Below are 20195 nucleotides of genomic sequence, written 5' to 3'. Positions count from 1 at the left end.
GCGCGCCGGCGGGGTGGTTTAAAATATGGTTGCCCGATACCCCGCATCCGCGCAAGTTTGCTTGACGCCATATGAATACCGCGTTTACATATGAATTGTCGATCCATATTTGAGATCATCAAAATTCAGCGGTCCAGTCCACGAAGGATGGGCGCGCCTTAGCGGGAGGCTATTCATGGTGCAGGATTTTAACGGCCGGACAGTGGTGATCACCGCCGCCGGTCAGGGTATCGGCCGGGCGACGGCGGAGCGCTTCATATCGCTCGGCGCGCGCGTCATCGCCACCGATATCAACGAACAGGCGCTTTCGACCCTGAAAGGTGCGGAAACCCGCGTCCTGAACGTGCTTGATGGCGACGGCGTCAAGGATTTCGCTGCCGATATCGGCCATGCCGACGTGCTGTTCAACTGCGCCGGTTTCGTCCATTCCGGCACCATTCTCGACTGTGAAGAAAAGGACTGGGATTTCTCTTTCGACCTCAACGCCAAGGCGATGTATCGCACCTGCCGCGCCTTCCTGCCCGGCATGCTGGAAAAGGGCAAGGGCGCGATCGTCAATATGTCGTCGGTTGCTTCAAGCGTGAAGGGCGTGCCGAACCGTTTCGCCTATACTGCTTCCAAGGCGGCAGTCGTTGGTCTCACCAAGGCCATCGCCGCCGATTTCGTCACCAAGGGCATTCGCTGCAACGCCATTTGCCCCGGCACGGTCGATAGCCCGTCCTTGCATGACCGCCTGCGCGCCACCGGCAATTACGAACAGGCGTTGGCGGATTTCATCGCCCGCCAGCCGATGGGCCGCATCGCCACACCGGAGGAAATCGCCGCACTTGTCACCTATCTCGCTTCCGACGAGGCAGGTTTCACCACCGGCCAGATCCATGTGATCGATGGCGGCTGGACGGGCTGATTATCGATACGGGAAAAAGGAGAGGCGACCGGTGAAAACCGGTCGCCTTTTTCGTTCAGACGACGGCGCTTCCGGCCATCAGTGCAAGCACGAGGAAGACCAGGAAGATCACCACGGCGATGAAGAACAGGATACGGGCCACGCCCGCCGCTGCCGCGGAAATGCCGGTGAAGCCGAATACGCCTGCGATCAAAGAAATAACGAAGAAAATAAGAGCCCACTTCAGCATGGCGCTTCCCCTTTTGCGTAATTTTCCCGAGCCCGCCGCGCGGCGACAGGCTCAGCAAAATGACGCGCAAAAGGCGAAAATGTTCCACACGCCCGCAAAAATCGTTGTTCTCGAGCATGTCCAGCAAAAGTGCGTTAGCGGTTTTGCGTCCGGACTGGGCAAAAGCAAAGAGATAGAGCATTTCAGGTGAACCGGCTTTCACCGGAAATGCTCTAGAAGCCTGTTTCGCCCGCCGCGTCGATCCGCCGGGCCTTCCAGGTGGTGCGGATGAAGGTGGCGACGAAAGCAAGGGTCATGAACATCACGATGGTGGGGGCCGGCGCGCTGTCGATCAGGAAGCTCACCCAAATGCCTGCCAGCGATGAGGCAACCGCCACCACAATGGCCACCAGCAGCATGGCGGAAAACCGCCGGGTCAGCAGGAAGGCGATAGCACCCGGCGTCACCAGCATGGCGACCGAGAGGATGATGCCCACCGCCTTCAATGCGCCGACGACGGTCAGCGACAGGACCATCAGCAGACCGTAATGCAGAACCCGCACCGGCAGGCCGATGGCTTTCGCATGCTGCGCATCAAAGGCGTTGACCAGAAGGTCCTTGCGTAGAATGCCGAGGAACAGCGTGGCGAAAAGCGCGATCAGGCCGGTCTCCAGCATGTCAGAGGGCGCAATGCCCAGCATGTCGCCGAAGAGAATATGGTCGAGATGCATGTCGCTCTGCACCTTCACATAAAGCACCAGCCCCAGCCCGAACATGCCGGAAAAGACGATGCCGAGCACCGTATCTTCCTTGATGCGGCTGTTTTCCTTGATGAAACCGGTGCCGAGCGCACAGATCATGCCGGCAATGAAGGCGCCGATGGAGAGCGGTATGCCGGCGATATAGGCCACCACCACGCCGGGCAGCACGGCATGGGAGACGGCATCTCCCATCAGCGACCAGCCCTTCAGCACCAGAAAACACGACAGCATCGCCATCGGCACGGCGATCATCAGCGTGATGATGAAGGCATATTGCATGAAAGGTAGCTGAAACGGCAGGATGGCGAGTTCGAGATAGTCGCTCATGGCGTTTCCTCCAGTGCCTTGCGGGCCTTGGCGCGGGATGCGAGCAGGCCGTGCTTGGGCGCAAAAACGAAGGCTGAAAGGAAGATCGCCGTCTGCAGCACGACGATGACCCCGCCGGTCGCGCCGTCGAGGAAATAGCTGAGATAGGCGCCGACGAAGCTGGTGCCCGCGCCGATGATCAGGCTCATCAGGATCAGCCGCTCGAAACGGTCGGTCAGGAGGTAGGCGGTGGCGCCCGGCGTCACCACCATGGCGACGACGAGGAAGGCTCCGACCGTCTGCAAAGCGGCAACCGTGGAGGCAGCCAGCAGGGTGAAGAAGATCACCTTCAGCACTTCCGGCTTCAGCCCCACGGTGCGGGCATGATTCTCATCAAAGAACACCACCATGAAGTCGCGCCATTTCAGCGCCAGTACCAAGAGGCTGATGCCGCCGATCAGCGCCAACTGGATAGTGTCTTCCGCCGTGATCGCCAGAATATTGCCGAGCACGATGGTCTGGATATTCACAGAAGTGGGCGAGAGCGACACCATGAACAGGCCAAGCCCGAAAAACGATGTGAAGATCAGCCCGATGATCGCGTCTTCCTTCAGCCGCGTCTTCTGGTTCAGGAACAGCATGGAACCGGCTGCAAGGCCGCCGGAGAGGAAGGCACCCAGCGAAAAGGGCAGGCCGAGCATATAGGCCCCGGCCACACCGGGAACGATGGCATGGGAAAGCGCATCGCCGATCAGCGACCAGCCCTTCAGCATCAGATAGGCGGAGAGAAAACCGCAGACGCCGCCCACCAGCGCGCTGACCCAGATGGCGTTCAGCATATAGCCATAGGTGAAAGGCTCAAGAAGGCTGTTTATCATCGGTTTTTTCTTTCGGAGCCTGTGCCTCATGCCCGTTCTGGCCATTCTTGCCGTAGATCACGAAGGGACGCTCGTCATCGGTAATCACCTTCACCCGGCGCGGATCGGCATCGTTATGCAATTCGGCACCGCCGAGAACGAAGTGGCGCAGGCTGCCGCCAAAGGCCTTTTGCAGGTTCTCCTCGTTGAAGGTATCCGCCGTCTTGCCCGATGCCAGAACCGTGCCCTTGACGAACACGGCGCGGTCACAGAATTCCGGCACGTTGCCGAGATTATGGGTGGAGACCAGCATGACCCGGCCTTCGTCGCGCAGCGCTTTCAGCAGCACGACGATCTGCTCTTCCGTCGTCACGTCGACGCCGGTGAAAGGCTCGTCCAGCAAGATGACCTGACCTTCCTGCGCCAGCGCGCGGGCAAGGAACACCCGCTTCTTCTGCCCGCCGGAAAGCTCGCCGATCTGCCGCTTGCGATAATCGAGCATGTTGACGCGTTTCAGCGCTTCCTCGACCATATGGTGATCGCGTTTCGACGGGATGCGCAGGAAATTCATGTGGCCGTAACGGCCCATCATCACCACATCCTCCACCAGCACCGGAAAACTCCAGTCCACCTCCTCGGCTTGCGGCACATAAGCGACGAGGTTTTTCTTGAGCGCGTCCTTCACCGGCAGATCGAAAATCGAGACGGAACCGGCGGCCAGCGGCACGAAACCCATGATCGCCTTGAAAATCGTGGACTTGCCGGCACCATTGACGCCGACAAGTGCAGTGATCGTTCCGCGGGGGATGGAAAAGCTGGCGTTTCTTAACGCTGTGTGGCCGTTGCGATAGGTCACTGTCGCATTTTGAACCGTCAGGCCGCCGCCGGATTTTTTACTGCCCATTCTCATGAGGACAGTCCCTTGGCGATGGTTTCGCTGGTCACGCGCAGAAGGTCCAGATAGGTCGGAACCGGGCCGTCCGCCTCGCTCAGCGAATCCACATAGAGGATGCCGCCATAGGCCGCACCGGTTTCCTTGGCCACCTGCTGGGCGGGATCGGCGGAAACGGTGCTTTCGCTGAAGATGACCTGGATATTGTGCTCGCGCATGGCGTCGATCACACCGCGCACCTGTTGCGGCGTGCCCTGGCTATCGGCATTGACCGGCCAGAGGAACAGTTCCTTCAGGCCGAAATCGCGGGCGAGATAAGAAAAGGCGCCTTCGCTCGTCACCAACCAGCGCTTGTTTTCTGGCAGAACCGAAAGCGTATCGCGGATCGGCTGCACGGTGGCCTTGATCTTGTCCGAATAGGCCTTGGCGTTGGCAGCATAGACATCGGCATGGGCGGGGTCGATCTCGGCAAGGCCCTTGCGGATATTTTCCACATAGATCAAGGCGTTATCGGGCGACATCCAGGCGTGTGGATTGGGTTTGCCCTGATAGGCGCCGCCGCTGATCGCCATGGGTTCCACGCCCTCGCTCACCGTCACGCTCGGCACGCCGGAAAGGTTGGCCAGGAATTTCTCAAACCACAATTCCAGATTGAGACCGTTGCGCAGCACCAGATCGGCCTTGCGGGCTTTCAGAATATCGCGCGGCGTCGGCTGGTAATTGTGAATTTCCGCACCCGGCTTGGTGATGCTCTCCACATCCGCCGCATCACCCGCCACGTTGCGCGCCATATCGGCGATGATGGTGAAGGTGGTGACCACCTTCGGTTTTTCCTGCGCGACGGCAACGGCCGGCAGGAAAAGCGAAAAAGCAAATAGGGCATGGCGGATTTTATGCAGGTTCACGTCTGTCACCAATTTTTGTTGCGATTAACTCGCAATACCATCTGTTATAGAATCACAGATGTCAACGCTATTGCAAATCATTCGCAATTTAGTTGATTTCAGAAATGTCCGAAATTGGTGCGTTTTTGGCGGCGCGGTGGCGGCCGGGTTAAACTTTTTTCAATGAGAAAGCGGCACTATCGCAGGGCTCGGACAGCGACGTCCCGAGCTTGTCCCGCGTGTGTTCCTCATGTTTCGAGCCACGTTTCGGGGTGAGGGCGATAGGCGGGGTAGTTGATGGCAGGATGTTGCGGGTGAAAGCTGTATTCGGACGAATGCGGTTTTCGCGCAAACTCGTTATGATTGGAGGCGGGATCCTGCTTTTGGCGGGTGCGACCGGTTCTGCTGCCGTGTTCATCGGCAGTGATCGGCTGCTTGGTCCATCCTATGCTTCCAGCAACGGGCTTTCCTGCGACGCAGTCCAGACGGTCAACATCCGCAAGAACGGCGCCTTATGGGTGCGCAAATTCATCCGCACCGGAGGCGGAGACGGCCCCGAGCGGCTGAAGACCGCGCTTCGTGTTGCAAAGGCGGTCTACGACAAGCAGAAACCCGATCTGGTGCAGGTTTCCGTGCTGGACAAAAACGGACCGCAGCTGCGCTCGGAAATGCGCGGCCGCGCCATTGCCGCACAGGTGGTCTTCATTCCCGATCCGGCAAAAATTCCCGAAGGCGCCAACGCCCACCGTTATTCCGCCTTTTATTACGATGGCGCGGCCAATGGCAGCGGCCAGTTCTACGGGCTGCGCATCGATCTGCCGCTCGAAGATACCGAAGCCATGGCGGCAAGCCTCAGCGATTCCGCCGACTGCGCCACCCCGGCCTCGGATGCCGGCTCTGAAGGTCACGAGGGCAAGTCCGCGAAAGGCCACGGCGAAAACAAGGGCGCCGCCGGTGGCGAACACGGTGCTGCCCCGGCCGAGAACGGCCATGGCGAAGCGAGCCCGGAAACCAACGGCGAAACCCCGTCTCCCGAAGCACATGGCGAACCCGCCACCGACGAGCTTCTGACCTCGACACCGGAAGCGGAGGGCAGCAGCGTCTTCAGCCTGTCCTATCTGAAATCACTGATCTTCGGAAAAGGCTCAACGACCGCCCAGGCGGCGGAAGAGAAGACAGCCGCCGAAAATGTGCCGGCGGAAGAACCGGGCGGTGAGAAAAAGTCCACGAGCCACTAAGCACACGCCACTAACGGGAGAGGCTTCTCCCCCGAACCCTTGCAAGCCATCTTGCACCCGACGTGTCAGATATCCGGCCCGATCCGCAAACGGCCAGCCGGATTTGGAAATTTCTTGCGCTTGTTGACAATTGCCGGAGAGAAACTCTGTGAGAGGGCGGCAAAGGCGGCAATTCGGGCGATCAGCTTTTCCCGATCCCCCTTTGTCACGGCTTCGTAGCTTTTGATCTCGTCGATGTAGCTGGCCAGCCAGTCTTCGTATTTGCGTTCGCTCCACAGGTGTTGCGTCGCAAAAACCGTGTCCTCCAGCCGATCATAGGCAACAAGCGTCCGGCGCCAGCGATGCTCGTCAAAATCCAGCGCGCCATTGGCGAAAAGCGAGCCGACTTCGAGACCGTAACTCATCAGTTTTGCCGAGCGCTCCGGCGGCATGGTGAGATTTAGTCCGCCTTCTTGCTCGTCAAGAAAAACGCGGGCGATGCGCTCTCTTTGGCCCGGCATGGTGGCAAGAGATTGATCCTGCCAGTCCTTCGCCGAACTGAGAATGCTGCCGAGAAAACCGCTCATTTTTTCCATCTTGTGAACGGGTACACCTATTCCTTCGCCCGCCGCCTGCGGAATGGTAACGCGCTTCATGCTGTTGGCGACGGATTTTGGCAATTCATCGAGGCTGAGTGCGAAAGTGGGGCGCGATGGAAGCAGGGCGTCGAAAAGGTGAATGGGAAAATTGCTGCTGATGCCGCCGTCGGAGAACCATATTTTCGCCTTCATGACGGGCCGCGCGTCGCCACTGAGACGTCGAACAATATCCAGCGTGCCGCGATCATTGGTGTAGGCCGGGATGGCCTTGAAAAGGAAAGGGAAACTCAGGCTCATGCGCGTTGCGATGATGACCGGCAACTGCTCCGGCTCCGGAAAGGCCTTGAGTTCGGGAAAGGGGCCGCCCGGCATTGCGATCTGCTTCAGCCAGATCGTCACGGCAGCGGGAAACAGCTGGTTCCATTCCTTCGGGTCGTAAGCCACCATTAAATTGGTGTCAGGAAGCGTGTGCGGCCGGCGCATCGACAGGTTCGTCGTGACCATTTTCAGGTTGATGGCCTCTTCCGGCTTGCCGCCGGCGAGATGACCGAAGGTCAGCGGTGGCGCTGTCGCAGCGTCGCTGCCAAAAGCGATGTCCTGAATCGACGCATGCAGCCAGTCCGTCAGGCCGGGAACATCCGGATCGGAAACCGTCAGTCCCGAACAAAAGCCGAAGCCATCCCTCGGTAACCGATGGAAGACCAGCCACAGGATCTGGCCGAGCATTCCAGCCAGCAACCCCACCAGCCCGCCCAGAATAGAGCCGGCCCACCCGCCGCCCAGAGCCCACAGGAGGCTGGCGCCGATTAGTATGCCGGCGATGGCCGCCAGAGGAAAGGCCATCGGCAGGCCCAGAACCTTGCCCGGCCAGCCGCCGGCCTGTGCCCACAGAAGATAGCGCATCAGAGGGCGAAAATGGCGCTGTGGCTGGAAAAGCCTGTCCAGAATAGCGGGTATCGTGTCGCAACGGGCCTGCAGGCGGGTGAACCCATCAGGATCTTTTCTGACAGTGCGGGAATATTCCGCCGCAGCCGCGAAAGCGGCGGCAATCGCCCCGGCCGATGTGCCGCCTATCGAGCGGAAACGGTATTGGCGTGCCAGTTCCAGAACGGCATAGGGATAAACGACGCCGGAGGTGATGCCACCCTTCATCACTATGTCGCATTCCTTCTCAGGCGCTGCAAACATGTCGGGCTTGTATTTGGGAAGCTCATTCTCAGGCATGCGTATATCCCCCGCGGCCCTTGGTCGAAAGCCGTCAAACACAATGCGAATGATAGGGAATGGGTATCACAAGTTGAGGTTATTTCGCCAGTATATTCTACTGAAAGTTAAATAATTCACTCGCAGCCTCTGCCAAAAGCTAGGCAAACTACTTGCGCATGTCTTTATGTCGACCGGAAAACCGGGAAGTAGCAGGCGGCCTGAAGGCCGCCTGTGGTTTATTGACTCAATCCGCCTTGTTGCGGCGGGCCGGGAAGAGGATGACGTCGCGGATGGACGGAGCGTTGGTGAGCAGCATGATCAGGCGGTCGACACCGATGCCGAGACCACCGGCGGGCGGCATGCCCTGGTCGATGGCGTCGAGGAATTCGTCGTCCAGCTGCTTGTCCTTTTCGCCGCGGGCGTGCGCCTGTTCCAGCTGCTCCACCATGCGGCGGCGCTGTTCTTCCGGATCGTTGAGTTCCGAGAAGGCGTTGCCCACTTCCCAGGCGTTGCAATAGCTTTCGAAACGCTCGACGAGGCGCGGCTCACCCGGCACTTCCTTGGCGAAGGGCGAGATGTCCTTCGGGAAATGCGTGACGTGGCTCGGCTGGATCAGCGTGCCTTCCACCTTCTCTTCGAAGATGAAGGCAAGGCATTCGCCCCAGGTCCAGTCCTTCTCTACGGCGAAACCGGCAGCCTTGGCGGCGGCGCGGGCCTCTTCGTCGGTCTTGATGGCAAGGAAGTCGATACCGGTTTCTTCCTTCACGGCATCAGGCATCGGCACGCGCTTGAAGGGACCCTTGAAGGAGATCGTCTGGCCCTGGAATTCAACCTCGGTCGTGCCGTGCAGGGCAATCGCCAGCGTCTCGAACAGCCGCTCCACGAGACCCATGATGTCCTCGTAGTCGGCATAGGCCCAGTAGCACTCCATCATGGTGAATTCAGGATTGTGCCTTGTGGAGACGCCTTCGTTGCGGAAGTTGCGGTTGATTTCGAAGACCTTGTCGGAAAGACCCGAAACCAGCGTGCGCTTCAGGAACAGTTCCGGCGCGATGCGCAGATACATGTCCATCTTCAGCGTGTTGTGGAAGGTCTTGAATGGATCGGCCGTTGCACCGCCATAGACGGTCTGCAGCATCGGCGTTTCCACTTCGAGGAAGCCTTCGGCCTCCATGAAGCGGCGGATGCCGGAGAGGATCTTCGAGCGTTGCAGGAAGCGAAGCTTGGATTCCTCGTTGGCGAGGATGTCGAGGTGACGTTTGCGGTAACGCAGCTCGATGTCGGAGACGCCATGCCACTTTTCCGGCATCGGCAGCAGCGACTTCGTCAGCATGGTGATTTCTTCGGCATTGATCGTCAGCTCGCCGCGCTTGGTGCGGCGCACCTTGCCGGTGACGCCGATGATATCGCCAATGTCGATCATCGGCAGCAGGTTGCGCGCCGCTTCCGGCGTCGTATCCTTGTGGGAGAAAATCTGCACCTTGCCGGAGGCGTCATGGATATCCATGAACATGCCGGAATTGCGCGAGGAATAAACGCGGCCCGCCACCGTCACCGTATCGCCGGTCTCAACGTCGGCTTCGATATCGGCATATTTTTCCGCAAGCTCGGCATTGCTCAGCGTGCGGTGGAAATGCGCCGGATAGACGTCGCCGATCTGCTCGCGCAGCAGCGCAAGTTTCTGGCGGCGCACTTCTGTCGCGTCGGAGGAAAGGGCGGTGGTTTCGGTCTTGGTGTCGGTCATGTTTTTTGCCTTAAGCGGGCTTGTTCGTTGCGGTTACCCTTTGCGCTCGGGGCTACCCCCCTCTGTCCTGCCGGACATCTCCCCCTCAAGGGGGAGATGAGATGCCGCGCCCGCCCGTTCCATGGGCAAAGTGCCAGCCGCTTGTCAATCTCCCCCCTTGAGGGGGAGATGCCCGGCAGGGCAGAGGGGGGTACCCCAAGCAGAGGGGTATATTTCAGGATGCCGGCGTGACCGCCAACACCAAATTATCAGCTTCCGCTGCCAACCATCGTGGCCACAACGGCAATCGCTACCTTCAGTCGCTGGCGAACCACGGAGCGGCCGAGAAGCGCCATACTGTCAAACAGCGGCAGCGAGCGCGATGAACCGGAGACGGCGACGAAAAGCGGCGGCGTCACGACGCGCAGCTTCTTGCCTGTGCGTTCGGCCACATCGCGCAACTCGGCTTCGATGGCTTCCACATTCCAGTCCGGCATTTTTTCGAGGTCGGCGGCAACCGTGGTGAGGATCTCGTGGATTTCCTCCGGTTTGCTTTTAAGACCCGCAAACGAAGCCGGTGTCAGGCCAACATCGCTCGACACCAGGAAGCCGGCGAGGTTCGGCAATTCGCCGAGCCTGGAAATGCGGCTCTGGGCAAGCTTGAGGCCTTCGGTCAGGCGGGCATTTTCCATCGCCCATTCCAGCGTGCGGGAAATGAATTCTTCCGGGGAAAGCTTCTCGCGCAGCCAGCGGCCGTTCAGCCAGTCCAGCTTCTGGATGTCGAAGATGGCGCCAGCCTTTGAAAGCGCTTCCGGGTCGAATTTTGCGGCGAGCTCTTCCATGGTCAAGAGCTCTTCGCCTTCGGCGATCTGGATGAAGAACAGGCCAAGGAAGTTCATCAGCGCTTCCGGCAGGTAACCGAGCGCGGAATAATAGGAGATCGAGGTCGGGTTCTTGCGCTTGGAAAGCTTCGACTTGTCGGCGTTGCGCATCAGGGAAAGATGCATGAACACCGGCTCCTGCCAGCCGAAATAACGGTAAAGCAGGATGTGCTTCGGCACCGAGGCCAGCCATTCTTCACCGCGCGCCACATGGCTGATCTTCATCAGATGGTCGTCGATGACGTTGGCCATGTGATAGGTCGGCATACCGTCGGCCTTGATCAGTACCTGCATGTCAACCGAATCCCAGGGGATCGAGACATCGCCGTACACGCCGTCGTGGAAATCGCACGAACCTTCGGTCGGGATTTTCATGCGCACGACATTGGCCTCGCCGGCGGCAACGCGAGTGGTCACTTCTTCAGCCTTCAAGTGGAGGCAAAGGCCGTCATATTTCGGCGGCTTGCCAGCAGCGCGCTGCGCTTCGCGCATCTGCTCGAGCCGCTCGGGCGTGCAGAAACAGCGGAAGGCATGGCCTTTTTCCAGAAGCTCTTCGGCGTATGGCCAGTACATCGGCTTGCGCTCGGACTGGCGATAAGGGCCGTAAGGGCCACCGACGTCAGGGCCTTCCGACCATGTCAGGCCGGTCCAGCGCAGGGCCTCCAGCACCTTCTGCTCATATTCGAGGGTCGAGCGGGTAGCGTCGGTATCCTCGATGCGCAGGATGAACTCGCCGCCGTGTTTCTTGGCGAAGAGATAGTTGAACAGCGCGATATAGGCGGTGCCGACATGCGGCTCGCCGGTGGGGGAAGGTGCGATGCGGACGCGAACGCCGGAAGTGGTCATGAAATTCACTCGTCGTGACGTGGCAGTGACATCGGGGCGGTTCACCCTGATATCACGGAGTTTTCGTTTGGATGCGGCAGGACATCATGTCGAAAGGCGAAAGGAAAGTGCCTTTTTCATATTCCCGTTCGGCTTCGGCTTAGGCCATATTCTGCCGCAGGCGTCAAGGAAATATGGAGTCCCGAAGGGTTGGCCGGTCCCGCCGCCCGGCCTCAGTTCACCGGCCAGACGTAAAGCAGCATCGGAATGCTGGCAATGACGATCATGATCGACAGCGGCAGTCCGAGGCGCGGATAATCGCTGAAACGATACCCGCCCGGGCCCATGACAAGCGTGTTGCACTGGTGGCCGATGGGGGTGAGGAAATCGCAGCCGGCGCCGATTGCCACGGCCATCAGGAAGGCCTCCGGGCGGAAACCGAGCGTGGTGGCAAAACCGGCGGCGATGGGGGCCATGACCAGCACGGTGGCGGCATTATTGAGGAAGGGCGTCACAGCCATGGCGGTGAGCAGGATCATGCCGAGCGCCGCGAAAGGCGGCAGCCCCTGCGCCGCACTGCCGAGCCAGCCCGCGATCAGTTCACTCGCCCCGCTGGTGCGAAGCGAATCGCTGACGGGAATAAGGGCGGCGAGCATGACGAGGATCGGCCCGTCGATAGATTTATAGACCTCGGCAAGCGGGATCGCGCCGACAACGATCATCAGGAAGGCGGCGGCGAAAAAGGCAACCGAAACCGGCACCAGCCCGCTGCCGGCAGCCAGCATGGCAGCGGCCAGCACGATAACGGGCAAAAGCGCGCGGCGCTGCACGCCAAGCAGGATTTCCCGCTGGGCGAGCGGCAGCAGCGAAAATTCCTGCAGCACCTGCGGCAAGTTCTTGCGGCTTCCCTGCAAAAGAATGACGTCGCCCGCCTGCAAGGTGAGGTCGGAGAGCCGCTGGCTGACACGCTGGCCGCGGCGGCTGACGGCGATCAGATTGACGCCACGCGTGTAGGACAGGGAAAGCTCACGCGCGGAAATGCCTGACAGCACCGATTCATTGCTGATCACTGCTTCCATGGAAATGAGATCGACGGTTTTCTGGCCATTCTCCATCAGCGGCTTGCCGGATAAAAGCAGCTTCGCCTGAGAGACGATGCGGTCCAGTCCCTCCGGGCTGCCTTCGAGCAGAACGGTGTCGCCCGGTTTCAGCTTGACGTCGGGGAAGGGGGAGATGCGTCGCGGCCCGCGCAGGATGGTGCTGGCGATCACGTCGCCATCGGCCTGTTTCAAGAGTTCGCGCAACGGCCTGTCGGCAAAGGTGCTGTCGGCCGGCAGCGTTGCCTCCGCCGTATAGGCCGACTGATCGAGAGCATCCTCCACGGATGCCTGCTGGCGGTTGCGCACAGGCAGCAGGCGGTAACCGAAGGTCAGGAAGATGATGCCGATCACCGTCAGGCCCGCGCCGACGGGGGTAAAGTCGAACATGGAAAAGCTCTGCCCGGTCATTTCCTCGCGCAGCCGCGAGACGACGATATTGGGCGAGGTGCCGATCTGCGTCATCAGCCCGCCCAAGAGCGCGGCAAAGGCCATCGGCATCAGATAATAGGAAACGGGGCTGCCGGACTTGCGGGCAAACTGGAAGGCGACCGGCATCATGATGGCGAGCGCGCCGATATTCTTGATGAAGGCCGACATGATGGCGACGACGATCATCAGAAAGGCCAGCTGCAGGCTCTTGGAATGCATTTCCGGGAAATATTTCTTGATCGTCATATCGACGACGCCCGACCGCGCCACGGCCGAACTGACGATCAGCGCACTGGCCACGATGATGACGATATCGTCGGAAAAGCCGGAGAAAGCCTTGTTAAAGGGCACGACACCAAGCGTTACCGCCACCAGCAATGCGCTGCAGGCGATGACATCGTAACGGAACCTGTCCCAGATGAACGCGACCATCATGCCGGCGATCACGACGAAAGCGAGGATCTGGTCTGTCGTCATGCTTGCTTATGCTTTCGAATGAGAGGCACCGGGGGAGGGCTCTATCGGTGATGATATCGAAGAACGCGAGGCGGGGTGAAGCGGTTCCGGGCCGGAGTTGGGATTCGCCGTGTTCTCCGTCATACCGGCCTTGAGCCGGTATCCAGCCGACGCGCGTCTGCGCGGCGGGAAGAGTCTTTCCAGCCCAAAGACTTGGGCTGGCTGGATGCCGGATCGGGTCCGGCATGACGGAAGGAATGCGGTCAATGCGTCTCGCCCGCGCGCGCCTTCTTGCGGCGACGCGCATTGCGCGCCAGCATGTTGAGCAGCTCCACCAGCGCCGAAAAGGCCATGGCGGCATAGACGTAGCCCTTGGGCACATGGAAACCCATGCCTTCGGCGATCAGCGTCGTGCCGATCATCATCAGGAAGGCGAGTGCCAGCATGACGATGGTCGGATTGCGCTCAATGAAGTTGGCAAGCGGGGTTGCGGCAAGCAGCATCACGGCAACGGCGACGATGACGGCGACGATCATGATCGGCAGGTGCGGGGTCATGCCGACGGCGGTGATGATGCTGTCCACCGAGAAAACGAGGTCGAGCAGCAGGATTTGGCCGATGGCGGCGCCGAAATTCATCGCGGCCGGGCCGCCCACCATGTCTTCCTTGTGGTCTTCCGGGTCGACATTGTGGTGGATTTCCTTGGTGGCCTTCCACATCAGGAAGAGACCGCCGGCGATGAGGATCATGTCCTTCCACGAGAAGGCATGGCCGAAGATTTCAAAGACCGGCGTGGTGAGCTGCACGATCCACGCCACGGTGCCGAGCAGGCCGAGGCGCATGATGAGCGCAAGTCCGATGCCGATCTTGCGGGCTTTTTCGCGTTGTTCCGGTGGCAGCTTGTTGGTGAGGATGGAGATGAAGATCAGGTTGTCGATGCCGAGCACGACCTCCATGACGATCAGGGTGACGAGCGCCACCCAGGCAGCGGGGTCGGACAGGAGAGGGAGAACGGACTCCATCAGGGGATTTTTCCTTTCAGCAACAAGGCCACCCGAATATTCGGTGGGTGGAATTTATAGCGCAATACGCGAGAAACAAGGAGATGGCTCCTGTGTTTGGCAAGATTTCATCGAAATTTCGCGCAAGCCGCGTATCGGGCGTCATTCCGTTGCCGGCCCGTTGCCACTCAGGCCGCCCGTTGCTGAATGATCTCAGTCCCTGTCGGTTCCGTAAGCCGCCATGAATACATTGATGGCGCTGCCGATCACCCGGTCCAGTTCCTCTTCGGGAACCGGGCCTTCCAGCTCGCCGAACAGCCGCAGCTTGAAGAAGGTGCCGGTGGAAAGTTCGATATATTGCCGGGCAGCCAGCTCAGGATCATCTACCTTCAGATGGCCGATCTCGACCTGATGTTCGATGAAATCCAGGAGCACGGTGCGCACATTGTTCGGCGCGGAGAGGAAAAAACGCTGCGCCAGTTTCGGCATGCGATCGATGACGCCGATCACCGAACGCATGGCGGGGATCATGTCGGAACAGATCATCTTGTTGGCAAAGGCCTTGCCGAATTGTTCAAGCCCTTCGCGCACCTCCTCGGTGCCCTCGAGAATATGGCGCATGGAGGTGGCGAATTCGTTGCGGTGATGGTCGACCAGGGCGACGAACAGATCCTCCTTGTTGGAGAAATAGACGTAGATCGTGCCCTTGGAAACGCCGGCTTCGCGCGTGATGTCGTTCATGCTGGCCGCGTCGAAGCCCTTGCGTTTGAACACACGCCAGGCGCCCGCCAGAATCTGATCGCGTTTGGCGGGGTCTTCACCCGCCGCAAAACGCCCGGCGGTGTTACCCGGACAGCCCGTTTCCGTTTCCGTCTCCATATCCCTGTCTTCACCTGCCATCACTGATGCCCCTTAGCATCGTAATGACGTAAAAAAAATTAACCGAACGTCGAACCAATCGGTTCGATAACACTTGATATGTGTCAGGAAAGAGCTTATGTCAATCGAACCGAACGGTTCAGTTCGAAAAATTTTTCTTCAATCTATCACGGTAATCTCTCATGTCGGCCCAGAAGAATAGCGCGGTTCGCGCCGCCAACGATGCGGAAGAGGTGGATGTTTCCGCCAAGGCCGAGACCTCTCCCGCAAAGCCGGTTGAGGCTCCGCCACAGCAGCCGCCCCAAACCGTTGCAGCACCGAAGGCCAAGAAGCGTTCGCCGCTTCTGCCGATCTTCGCCCTTGCCATTCTGGCCGGTGCCGGCTGGTATGGTTACAACTGGTGGATCGACGGCCGCTTCATGGTGTCGACGGATGACGCCTATATAGAAGGTGATATCGCGGTCATCGCGCCGAAGGTCTCCGGTTACGTCGCCAAGGTTAACGTTGTCGAGAACCAGGAAGTCAAGGCGGGCGACCCGATGGTAACGCTTGACGATGGCGATTATCGCATCGCGCTTGATCAGGCCGAAGCCCAGATTCGCACCGAGGAACTGTCGCTGAAGCGCATCGATGCGCAGATCATCGGCGGCGAGGCCGCGCAGGAACAGGCCGTTGCCCAGAAGGGCGCGCTGGACGCCGCGCTTCGCGGCGCCGAAATCACCCAGAAGCGCGCCAGCGAGTTGCAGGCCAAGGACGTCGGCACGGTTGCCGCTTCCGACAATGCGCAGGTCGCGCTTGACCAGGCCAGGGCAAATGTCGTGGCCGGTGATGCCGCCATCGCCTCGGCCAAGGCCAATGTCGAACTTCTGCGCGCCCAGCGCGAGGAAGCCGAAAGCACCATCCGCTCGCTGGAGCTTTCGCGTGACAAGGCCGCCCGCGATCTGTCCTTCACGGTTCTGAAAGCGCCCTATGACGGCGTCATCGGCAATCTGGCGGTGCAGAACGGCGATCTGGTGTCCGTCGGCAAGCGTCTGGCTTCGCTGGTGCCGATGAACGAGCTTTATATCGACGCCAATTTCAAGGAAACGCAGCTTGCCCGCGTCGTGCCCGGTTCGAAGGTGCGCGTGCATGTCGACGCCTTTGACGATGCGACGATCGAAGGCACTGTGCAGTCGATCTCGCCCGGTTCGGGTTCGGTCTTCTCGATGCTGCCGCCGGAAAATGCCACGGGCAACTTCACCAAGGTCATCCAGCGTGTGCCTGTTCGTATCGTCTTCTCTAAGGAAGACCTTGCAAAGCACAATCTGCGCGCAGGCCTGAGCGTCGTGGTCGATGTCGATACCCGCACGGCGCCGGAAACCACCAGAACGGCGCAAGCCAACCCGGAAGCCAAGTAAGACGCGTCTTTGACGCACCGTTGAGGGCAAGATCATGGCGGCTACGGTTGTCGGTACGGGCGGGGCGTCCATCCCCGCCGATCCCCCGATGGACAGGCGCAGGCTCATCGCGTTCTTCGCGATGGTCTTCGGCATGTTCATGTCCATTCTCGACATTCAGATCGTCTCCGCCTCGCTGGCGGAAATCCAGGCCGGCCTTGGTGCCGGCTCGGATGAAATCGCCTGGGTGCAAACCTCTTATCTGATCGCGGAAGTGATCATGATCCCGCTCTCGGGCACGCTGGCGCGTATTCTGTCCACGCGCGTACTCTTCGCCACCTGTGCTGCGGGCTTCACCATATCGAGCGCGCTCTGCGCCACTGCCACCAATATCGACCAGATGATCGTCTATCGCGCGATCCAGGGCTTTATCGGCGGCGGCATGATCCCTTCGGTGTTTGCGGCGGCCTTTACGATCTTCCCGCCGTCGAAGCGCTCGGTCGTCTCGCCGATCATCGGTCTGGTCGCCACGCTTGCGCCGACCATCGGCCCGACGGTTGGTGGTTATCTCTCCAATGCCTTTTCCTGGCACTGGCTGTTCCTCGTCAACATCATTCCCGGCATCATCGTCACCATCCTCACCTGGAGCCTGATCGATTTCGATAAGCCGGAAAAGTCGCTCTGGAAGAAGTTCGACTGGTGGGGGCTTATCTCCATGGCCGTCTTCCTCGGCTCGCTGGAATATGTGCTGGAAGAGGGCAACAACAAGGACTGGTTCAACGACGAACATATCGTCCTCGGTTCGGTGGCCATGGTCATCGGTGCAGTGGTGTTCTTCTGGCGTGCCTTCAAGGTGGAATTCCCTGTCGTGGATATCCGCGCCTTTGCGGACCGCAACTTCTCCATCGGCTCGCTGTTTTCCTTCGTTATGGGCATCGGGCTTTACGGGCTGACCTATCTCTACCCGCTCTATCTCGGCCGGGTCAGGGGTTACGATGCGCTGATGATCGGCGAGACGATGTTCGTGTCCGGTCTTGCCATGTTCTTCACCGCGCCGATTGCCGGCAAGGTCTCCACCAAGCTCGATCCGCGGGCGATGATGGCCATCGGCTTCATCAGCTTCGGCTGCGGCACATGGATCATGACGCATGTGACGACAGACTGGGATTTCTACGAGCTGCTGATCCCGCAGATCCTGCGCGGTTTCGGCCTGATGATGTGCATGGTGCCGATCAACAACATCGCGCTCGGCACCCTGCCGCCGGCCCGTATCCGCAATGCGTCCGGCCTGTTCAACCTCACCCGTAACCTCGGCGGCGCGGTCGGCCTTGCCGTCATCAATACGCTGCTGTCGCAGCGCACGGATGACCATTATGTGCGGCTGGCCGAACATATCAGCTATTCCAACCCGAAGGCGCTGGAATGGCTGAACAGTGTGGGCGCCAACTACGATTCCTACGGGCTGGACGGCGCGTCCGTCGCGGTCAAGAAAATGGTCGGCATGGTCTCGCAGCAGGCCTGGATATTGGCCTTTGCGGATGTGTTCTTCGCGCTGACGATTTTGTTCTCCAGCCTGATCTTCATGACCGTGCTGATCCAGAAACCCAAGGCAGCGCCGCCACCAGACGCGGCGCACTGATAAAATCCCCTCCCATCCACCGCAGTGCTGGGGCCGTCGAGAATGACGGCCCCTTTTTTTGCCTTTCCTGGCAAAAGCGTGCGTGCCGAGCGCCGGAGGTTGGCAGGACAAATCCGGCTTCTTGCTGTTGATCACAATGGGCAAGCCGTGTATATCAATTCTTGAGGTACGTACCTCAAAAAACTCAGGAGCGGATGGAAACGGGGCCGGGAGGACGGTTGACCCGGGTTCAGGCCGCATGGGCGGGCAGTTCAGGGGGAGATCATGACGGCCTTGGAACGCAATTTGGAACTCAATCCAGATTTCATCATTGCGGATGAGCAGTCGCTTCGCAGCCTGTTCGAACCGACACATGCGCTGGCGATACAGAAGTGTCAGGACAGGCTTGGCGAACATGCGCAGGAATTCATAAGGCGTTCTCCTTTCCTGTGTATCGGCACCCAGAATCTGGAGGGCAAGGCCGATGTCAGCCCGCGCGGCGATCCTGCCGGATTTGTGAAGGTTCTCGACGGGCGCACGCTGGCGATCCCCGATCGGCCCGGCAATAACCGCCTCGATACGCTCAGCAACATCATCGCCAACCCCAATGTTGGGCTGCTGTTCATCGTGCCGGGTTTTGATGACACATTGCGCGTGAACGGGCGTGCGACGCTGAGTACGGATCCCGAACTGCTGAAGCTCATGAGCGTTGCGGATCGCCTTCCAAAACTTGCCATCGTCGTCAGGGTGGGTGAGGTTTTCATGCATTGCGCCAAGGCGTTCAGGCGTTCCCACCTTTGGGATCCCGCGCATTTCCAGTCCCGCTCGGAAATGCCCTCGCTCATCAAGATCATTCTGGACGAAACGACGGGTGCCCCGACGAATGGGGATGACATGCGCAAGATGGACGAGCAGCTGGAGCAGGACTACCGGCGCACCCTCTATTAGCCGCAGTTCCATTTGATGAAATATGAGGTACGTACATCATTTTTCGATTTACGGCGGCGGCAAAGCTGGATATGCAAGGGGGAGGGAGGAGCCATGAAGCCGACAGTTCACGATATCGCCGAGCGCGCGGGCGTTAGTCTTGCCACCATCGACCGGGTGCTGAACATGCGCCCCGGCGTCCATGCCGCAACGCGTGCGCGGGTGGAAACGGCCATTGCCGAGCTTGGTTATGTGCGCGATATCGCCGCCGCCAATCTGGCCAAGGGCCGAAACTACTCCATGATCTTCATCCTGCCTGGCAATGACAATTCCTTCATGGCGACATTGCGCGCCGAGGTGCGGGCTGCGGCCAGCCGCTCCCATCTGGAGCGCACGGCCATCCGTGTGATCGAAGTGCCGCCTTTTAATGCCGCGGCGCTGACCGAGGCTCTTGACGTTGCGCGGCGGGAAAAACCATCCGGCGTCGCCTTCGTCGCCACAGATTCCGAAGATGTGGCCGAAGCCGCCGACCGGCTGGCGGAAGATGGCATCGCCACGGTGACGCTGGTCTCCGACCTTTCCGACTCGCGGCGCGATCATTATGCCGGTGTGGACAACGTCGCGGCCGGGCGCACGGCGGCGAGCCTGATGGGGCGTTTCCTCTCCGGGCGCGGCGGCGATGTCGCGGTTGTTGCCGGCTCCATGCTGGTACGTGACCATCGCGAGCGTCTGGAAGGATTTCGCGCCGTCATCGAAACCGAATTTCCGCAGGTGCGGCTGCTGCCGGTGCTGGAGGGCAGGGACGATCCGCTCACCGTCGAGGCGCTGGTGCGCGATGCTCTGGGCAATGATGCCCTCTCCGGCATCTACAGTCTCGGCGCCGGTAATCGCGGTCTCATCCGCGCACTTGGGGCCGCAGATGGCGAAAGAGCGCTTTCGGTCATCGCCCATGAACTGACGGAAAACACCGCCAATGCGCTGAGGGAAGGGCTGCTCGATGCCGTGCTCAACCAGGATGCCGGCCACGAAGTGCGCAGCGCCATCCGCGTGTTGAAGGCGCGCGCCGATGGCCTGCCCGTCATCGCCGCGCAGGAACGTATTCGTATCGACATCTTCCTCAGGGACAATCTTCCCTGAGCAAAC

The 20195-nt window shown here is 60.0% G+C and carries 18 protein-coding genes; 7 read left to right on the top strand and 11 right to left on the bottom strand.

All coding sequences use genetic code 11. The features are described 5' to 3' along the window. Positions 1 to 175: 175 nt before the first annotated feature. Positions 176 to 907 carry an SDR family oxidoreductase gene (locus tag O8B93_RS05035; RefSeq protein ID WP_003499083.1) on the top strand — a complete coding sequence of 244 codons (732 nt, stop codon included), beginning with the start codon at positions 176 to 178 and terminating at the stop codon, positions 905 to 907. Positions 908 to 962: 55 nt separating this feature from the next. Here the strand turns inward: O8B93_RS05035 and O8B93_RS05030 are convergent, their stop codons facing one another. Beyond that, positions 963 to 1136 (bottom strand): DUF1328 domain-containing protein, encoded by a 174-nt coding sequence (locus tag O8B93_RS05030; RefSeq protein ID WP_003499086.1) that lies wholly within the window; start codon positions 1134 to 1136, stop codon positions 963 to 965. On the opposite strand from O8B93_RS05030, the gene O8B93_RS05025 reads away from it, so the two are divergent. Then, positions 1135 to 1326, top strand: coding sequence for a hypothetical protein (locus O8B93_RS05025; RefSeq protein ID WP_269708705.1), 192 nt, complete (start codon positions 1135 to 1137; stop codon positions 1324 to 1326). The two genes, O8B93_RS05030 and O8B93_RS05025, sit on opposite strands and share 2 nt — an antisense overlap. Positions 1327 to 1348: 22 nt before the next feature. Here O8B93_RS05025 and O8B93_RS05020 read toward each other — a convergent pair whose 3' ends face one another. Genes O8B93_RS05020 through O8B93_RS05005 form a run of 4 tightly spaced genes read right to left on the bottom strand, consistent with a single transcriptional unit; the run spans position 1349 to position 4836 of the window. Then, entirely contained in the window at positions 1349 to 2203 is an 855-nt protein-coding gene (locus O8B93_RS05020) for a metal ABC transporter permease (protein WP_269708704.1), read from the bottom strand. After that, positions 2200 to 3060, bottom strand: a complete 861-nt coding sequence (locus tag O8B93_RS05015) for a metal ABC transporter permease (protein WP_269708703.1) — start codon at positions 3058 to 3060, stop codon at positions 2200 to 2202. The genes O8B93_RS05020 and O8B93_RS05015 overlap by 4 nt, the downstream gene beginning before the upstream one ends. Next, positions 3041 to 3949: a manganese/iron ABC transporter ATP-binding protein gene (locus O8B93_RS05010; RefSeq protein WP_269708701.1), complete on the bottom strand. Its 909-nt coding sequence runs from the start codon at positions 3947 to 3949 to the stop codon at positions 3041 to 3043. The genes O8B93_RS05015 and O8B93_RS05010 overlap by 20 nt, the downstream gene beginning before the upstream one ends. Further along, positions 3946 to 4836, bottom strand: a complete 891-nt coding sequence (locus O8B93_RS05005; protein WP_269708700.1) for a metal ABC transporter substrate-binding protein — start codon at positions 4834 to 4836, stop codon at positions 3946 to 3948. The genes O8B93_RS05010 and O8B93_RS05005 overlap by 4 nt, the downstream gene beginning before the upstream one ends. Before the next feature lie 284 nt (positions 4837 to 5120). Between O8B93_RS05005 and O8B93_RS05000 the strand changes: the two genes are divergently transcribed. Beyond that, on the top strand, positions 5121 to 6053 hold the full coding sequence (locus O8B93_RS05000; protein WP_269708699.1) for a hypothetical protein: 933 nt from the start codon (positions 5121 to 5123) through the stop codon (positions 6051 to 6053). A gap of 65 nt (positions 6054 to 6118) precedes the next feature. On the opposite strand, the gene O8B93_RS04995 is transcribed toward O8B93_RS05000, so the two are convergent. The 6 genes from O8B93_RS04995 to O8B93_RS04970 form a co-directional block, all read right to left on the bottom strand. After that, positions 6119 to 7855 carry a patatin-like phospholipase family protein gene (locus tag O8B93_RS04995; protein ID WP_269708698.1) on the bottom strand — a complete coding sequence of 579 codons (1737 nt, stop codon included), beginning with the start codon at positions 7853 to 7855 and terminating at the stop codon, positions 6119 to 6121. 226 nt (positions 7856 to 8081) lie between these two features. Then, complete coding sequence (gene lysS, locus O8B93_RS04990) at positions 8082 to 9581, bottom strand: lysine--tRNA ligase (protein ID WP_269708697.1); 1500 nt, start codon at positions 9579 to 9581, stop codon at positions 8082 to 8084. Positions 9582 to 9829: 248 nt separating this feature from the next. Next, complete coding sequence (gene gltX, locus O8B93_RS04985) at positions 9830 to 11287, bottom strand: glutamate--tRNA ligase (protein ID WP_269708696.1); 1458 nt, start codon at positions 11285 to 11287, stop codon at positions 9830 to 9832. Between the two features lie 212 nt (positions 11288 to 11499). Further along, positions 11500 to 13272, bottom strand: a complete 1773-nt coding sequence (locus O8B93_RS04980; protein WP_269708695.1) for an SLC13 family permease — start codon at positions 13270 to 13272, stop codon at positions 11500 to 11502. A 242-nt stretch (positions 13273 to 13514) separates the two neighbouring features. Then, complete coding sequence (locus O8B93_RS04975; protein ID WP_269708694.1) at positions 13515 to 14273, bottom strand: TerC family protein; 759 nt, start codon at positions 14271 to 14273, stop codon at positions 13515 to 13517. 192 nt (positions 14274 to 14465) lie between these two features. Next, complete coding sequence (locus tag O8B93_RS04970; protein WP_269708693.1) at positions 14466 to 15152, bottom strand: TetR/AcrR family transcriptional regulator; 687 nt, start codon at positions 15150 to 15152, stop codon at positions 14466 to 14468. 161 nt (positions 15153 to 15313) lie between these two features. On the opposite strand from O8B93_RS04970, the gene O8B93_RS04965 reads away from it, so the two are divergent. The 4 genes from O8B93_RS04965 to O8B93_RS04950 all read left to right on the top strand — a co-directional run bounded on the left by O8B93_RS04965 (position 15314) and on the right by O8B93_RS04950 (position 20189). Continuing rightward, positions 15314 to 16528 carry an HlyD family secretion protein gene (locus tag O8B93_RS04965; protein WP_269708692.1) on the top strand — a complete coding sequence of 405 codons (1215 nt, stop codon included), beginning with the start codon at positions 15314 to 15316 and terminating at the stop codon, positions 16526 to 16528. A 34-nt stretch (positions 16529 to 16562) separates the two neighbouring features. Beyond that, positions 16563 to 18146: a DHA2 family efflux MFS transporter permease subunit gene (locus tag O8B93_RS04960; protein ID WP_269708690.1), complete on the top strand. Its 1584-nt coding sequence runs from the start codon at positions 16563 to 16565 to the stop codon at positions 18144 to 18146. Positions 18147 to 18410: 264 nt separating this feature from the next. Further along, complete coding sequence (locus tag O8B93_RS04955; RefSeq protein ID WP_269708689.1) at positions 18411 to 19073, top strand: pyridoxamine 5'-phosphate oxidase family protein; 663 nt, start codon at positions 18411 to 18413, stop codon at positions 19071 to 19073. Positions 19074 to 19166: 93 nt separating this feature from the next. Further along, positions 19167 to 20189, top strand: coding sequence for a LacI family DNA-binding transcriptional regulator (locus O8B93_RS04950; RefSeq protein WP_269708688.1), 1023 nt, complete (start codon positions 19167 to 19169; stop codon positions 20187 to 20189). Positions 20190 to 20195: the final 6 nt, after the last annotated feature.

The sequence above is a fragment of the Martinezella rhizogenes genome, assembly GCF_027460065.1.
GTDB classification, from domain to species: Bacteria; Pseudomonadota; Alphaproteobacteria; order Rhizobiales; family Rhizobiaceae; genus Agrobacterium; species Agrobacterium rhizogenes_C.
The sequence above is the reverse complement of the archived record's forward strand: the minus strand, read 5'-3'. Positions and strand labels throughout refer to the sequence as shown.

Coding starts and splice junctions, on each gene's coding strand:
- O8B93_RS05035 (WP_003499083.1), top strand. CDS start 176: ATGGTGCAGGATTTTAACGGCCGGACAGTGGTGATCACCGCCGCCGGT.
- O8B93_RS05025 (WP_269708705.1), top strand. CDS start 1,135: ATGGCGCTTCCCCTTTTGCGTAATTTTCCCGAGCCCGCCGCGCGGCGA.
- O8B93_RS05030 (WP_003499086.1), bottom strand. CDS start 1,136: ATGCTGAAGTGGGCTCTTATTTTCTTCGTTATTTCTTTGATCGCAGGC.
- O8B93_RS05020 (WP_269708704.1), bottom strand. CDS start 2,203: ATGAGCGACTATCTCGAACTCGCCATCCTGCCGTTTCAGCTACCTTTC.
- O8B93_RS05015 (WP_269708703.1), bottom strand. CDS start 3,060: ATGATAAACAGCCTTCTTGAGCCTTTCACCTATGGCTATATGCTGAAC.
- O8B93_RS05010 (WP_269708701.1), bottom strand. CDS start 3,949: ATGAGAATGGGCAGTAAAAAATCCGGCGGCGGCCTGACGGTTCAAAAT.
- O8B93_RS05000 (WP_269708699.1), top strand. CDS start 5,121: ATGTTGCGGGTGAAAGCTGTATTCGGACGAATGCGGTTTTCGCGCAAA.
- O8B93_RS04995 (WP_269708698.1), bottom strand. CDS start 7,855: ATGCCTGAGAATGAGCTTCCCAAATACAAGCCCGACATGTTTGCAGCG.
- lysS (WP_269708697.1), bottom strand. CDS start 9,581: ATGACCGACACCAAGACCGAAACCACCGCCCTTTCCTCCGACGCGACA.
- gltX (WP_269708696.1), bottom strand. CDS start 11,287: ATGACCACTTCCGGCGTTCGCGTCCGCATCGCACCTTCCCCCACCGGC.
- O8B93_RS04980 (WP_269708695.1), bottom strand. CDS start 13,272: ATGACGACAGACCAGATCCTCGCTTTCGTCGTGATCGCCGGCATGATG.
- O8B93_RS04975 (WP_269708694.1), bottom strand. CDS start 14,273: ATGGAGTCCGTTCTCCCTCTCCTGTCCGACCCCGCTGCCTGGGTGGCG.
- O8B93_RS04970 (WP_269708693.1), bottom strand. CDS start 15,152: ATGGCAGGTGAAGACAGGGATATGGAGACGGAAACGGAAACGGGCTGT.
- O8B93_RS04965 (WP_269708692.1), top strand. CDS start 15,314: ATGTCGGCCCAGAAGAATAGCGCGGTTCGCGCCGCCAACGATGCGGAA.
- O8B93_RS04960 (WP_269708690.1), top strand. CDS start 16,563: ATGGCGGCTACGGTTGTCGGTACGGGCGGGGCGTCCATCCCCGCCGAT.
- O8B93_RS04955 (WP_269708689.1), top strand. CDS start 18,411: ATGACGGCCTTGGAACGCAATTTGGAACTCAATCCAGATTTCATCATT.
- O8B93_RS04950 (WP_269708688.1), top strand. CDS start 19,167: ATGAAGCCGACAGTTCACGATATCGCCGAGCGCGCGGGCGTTAGTCTT.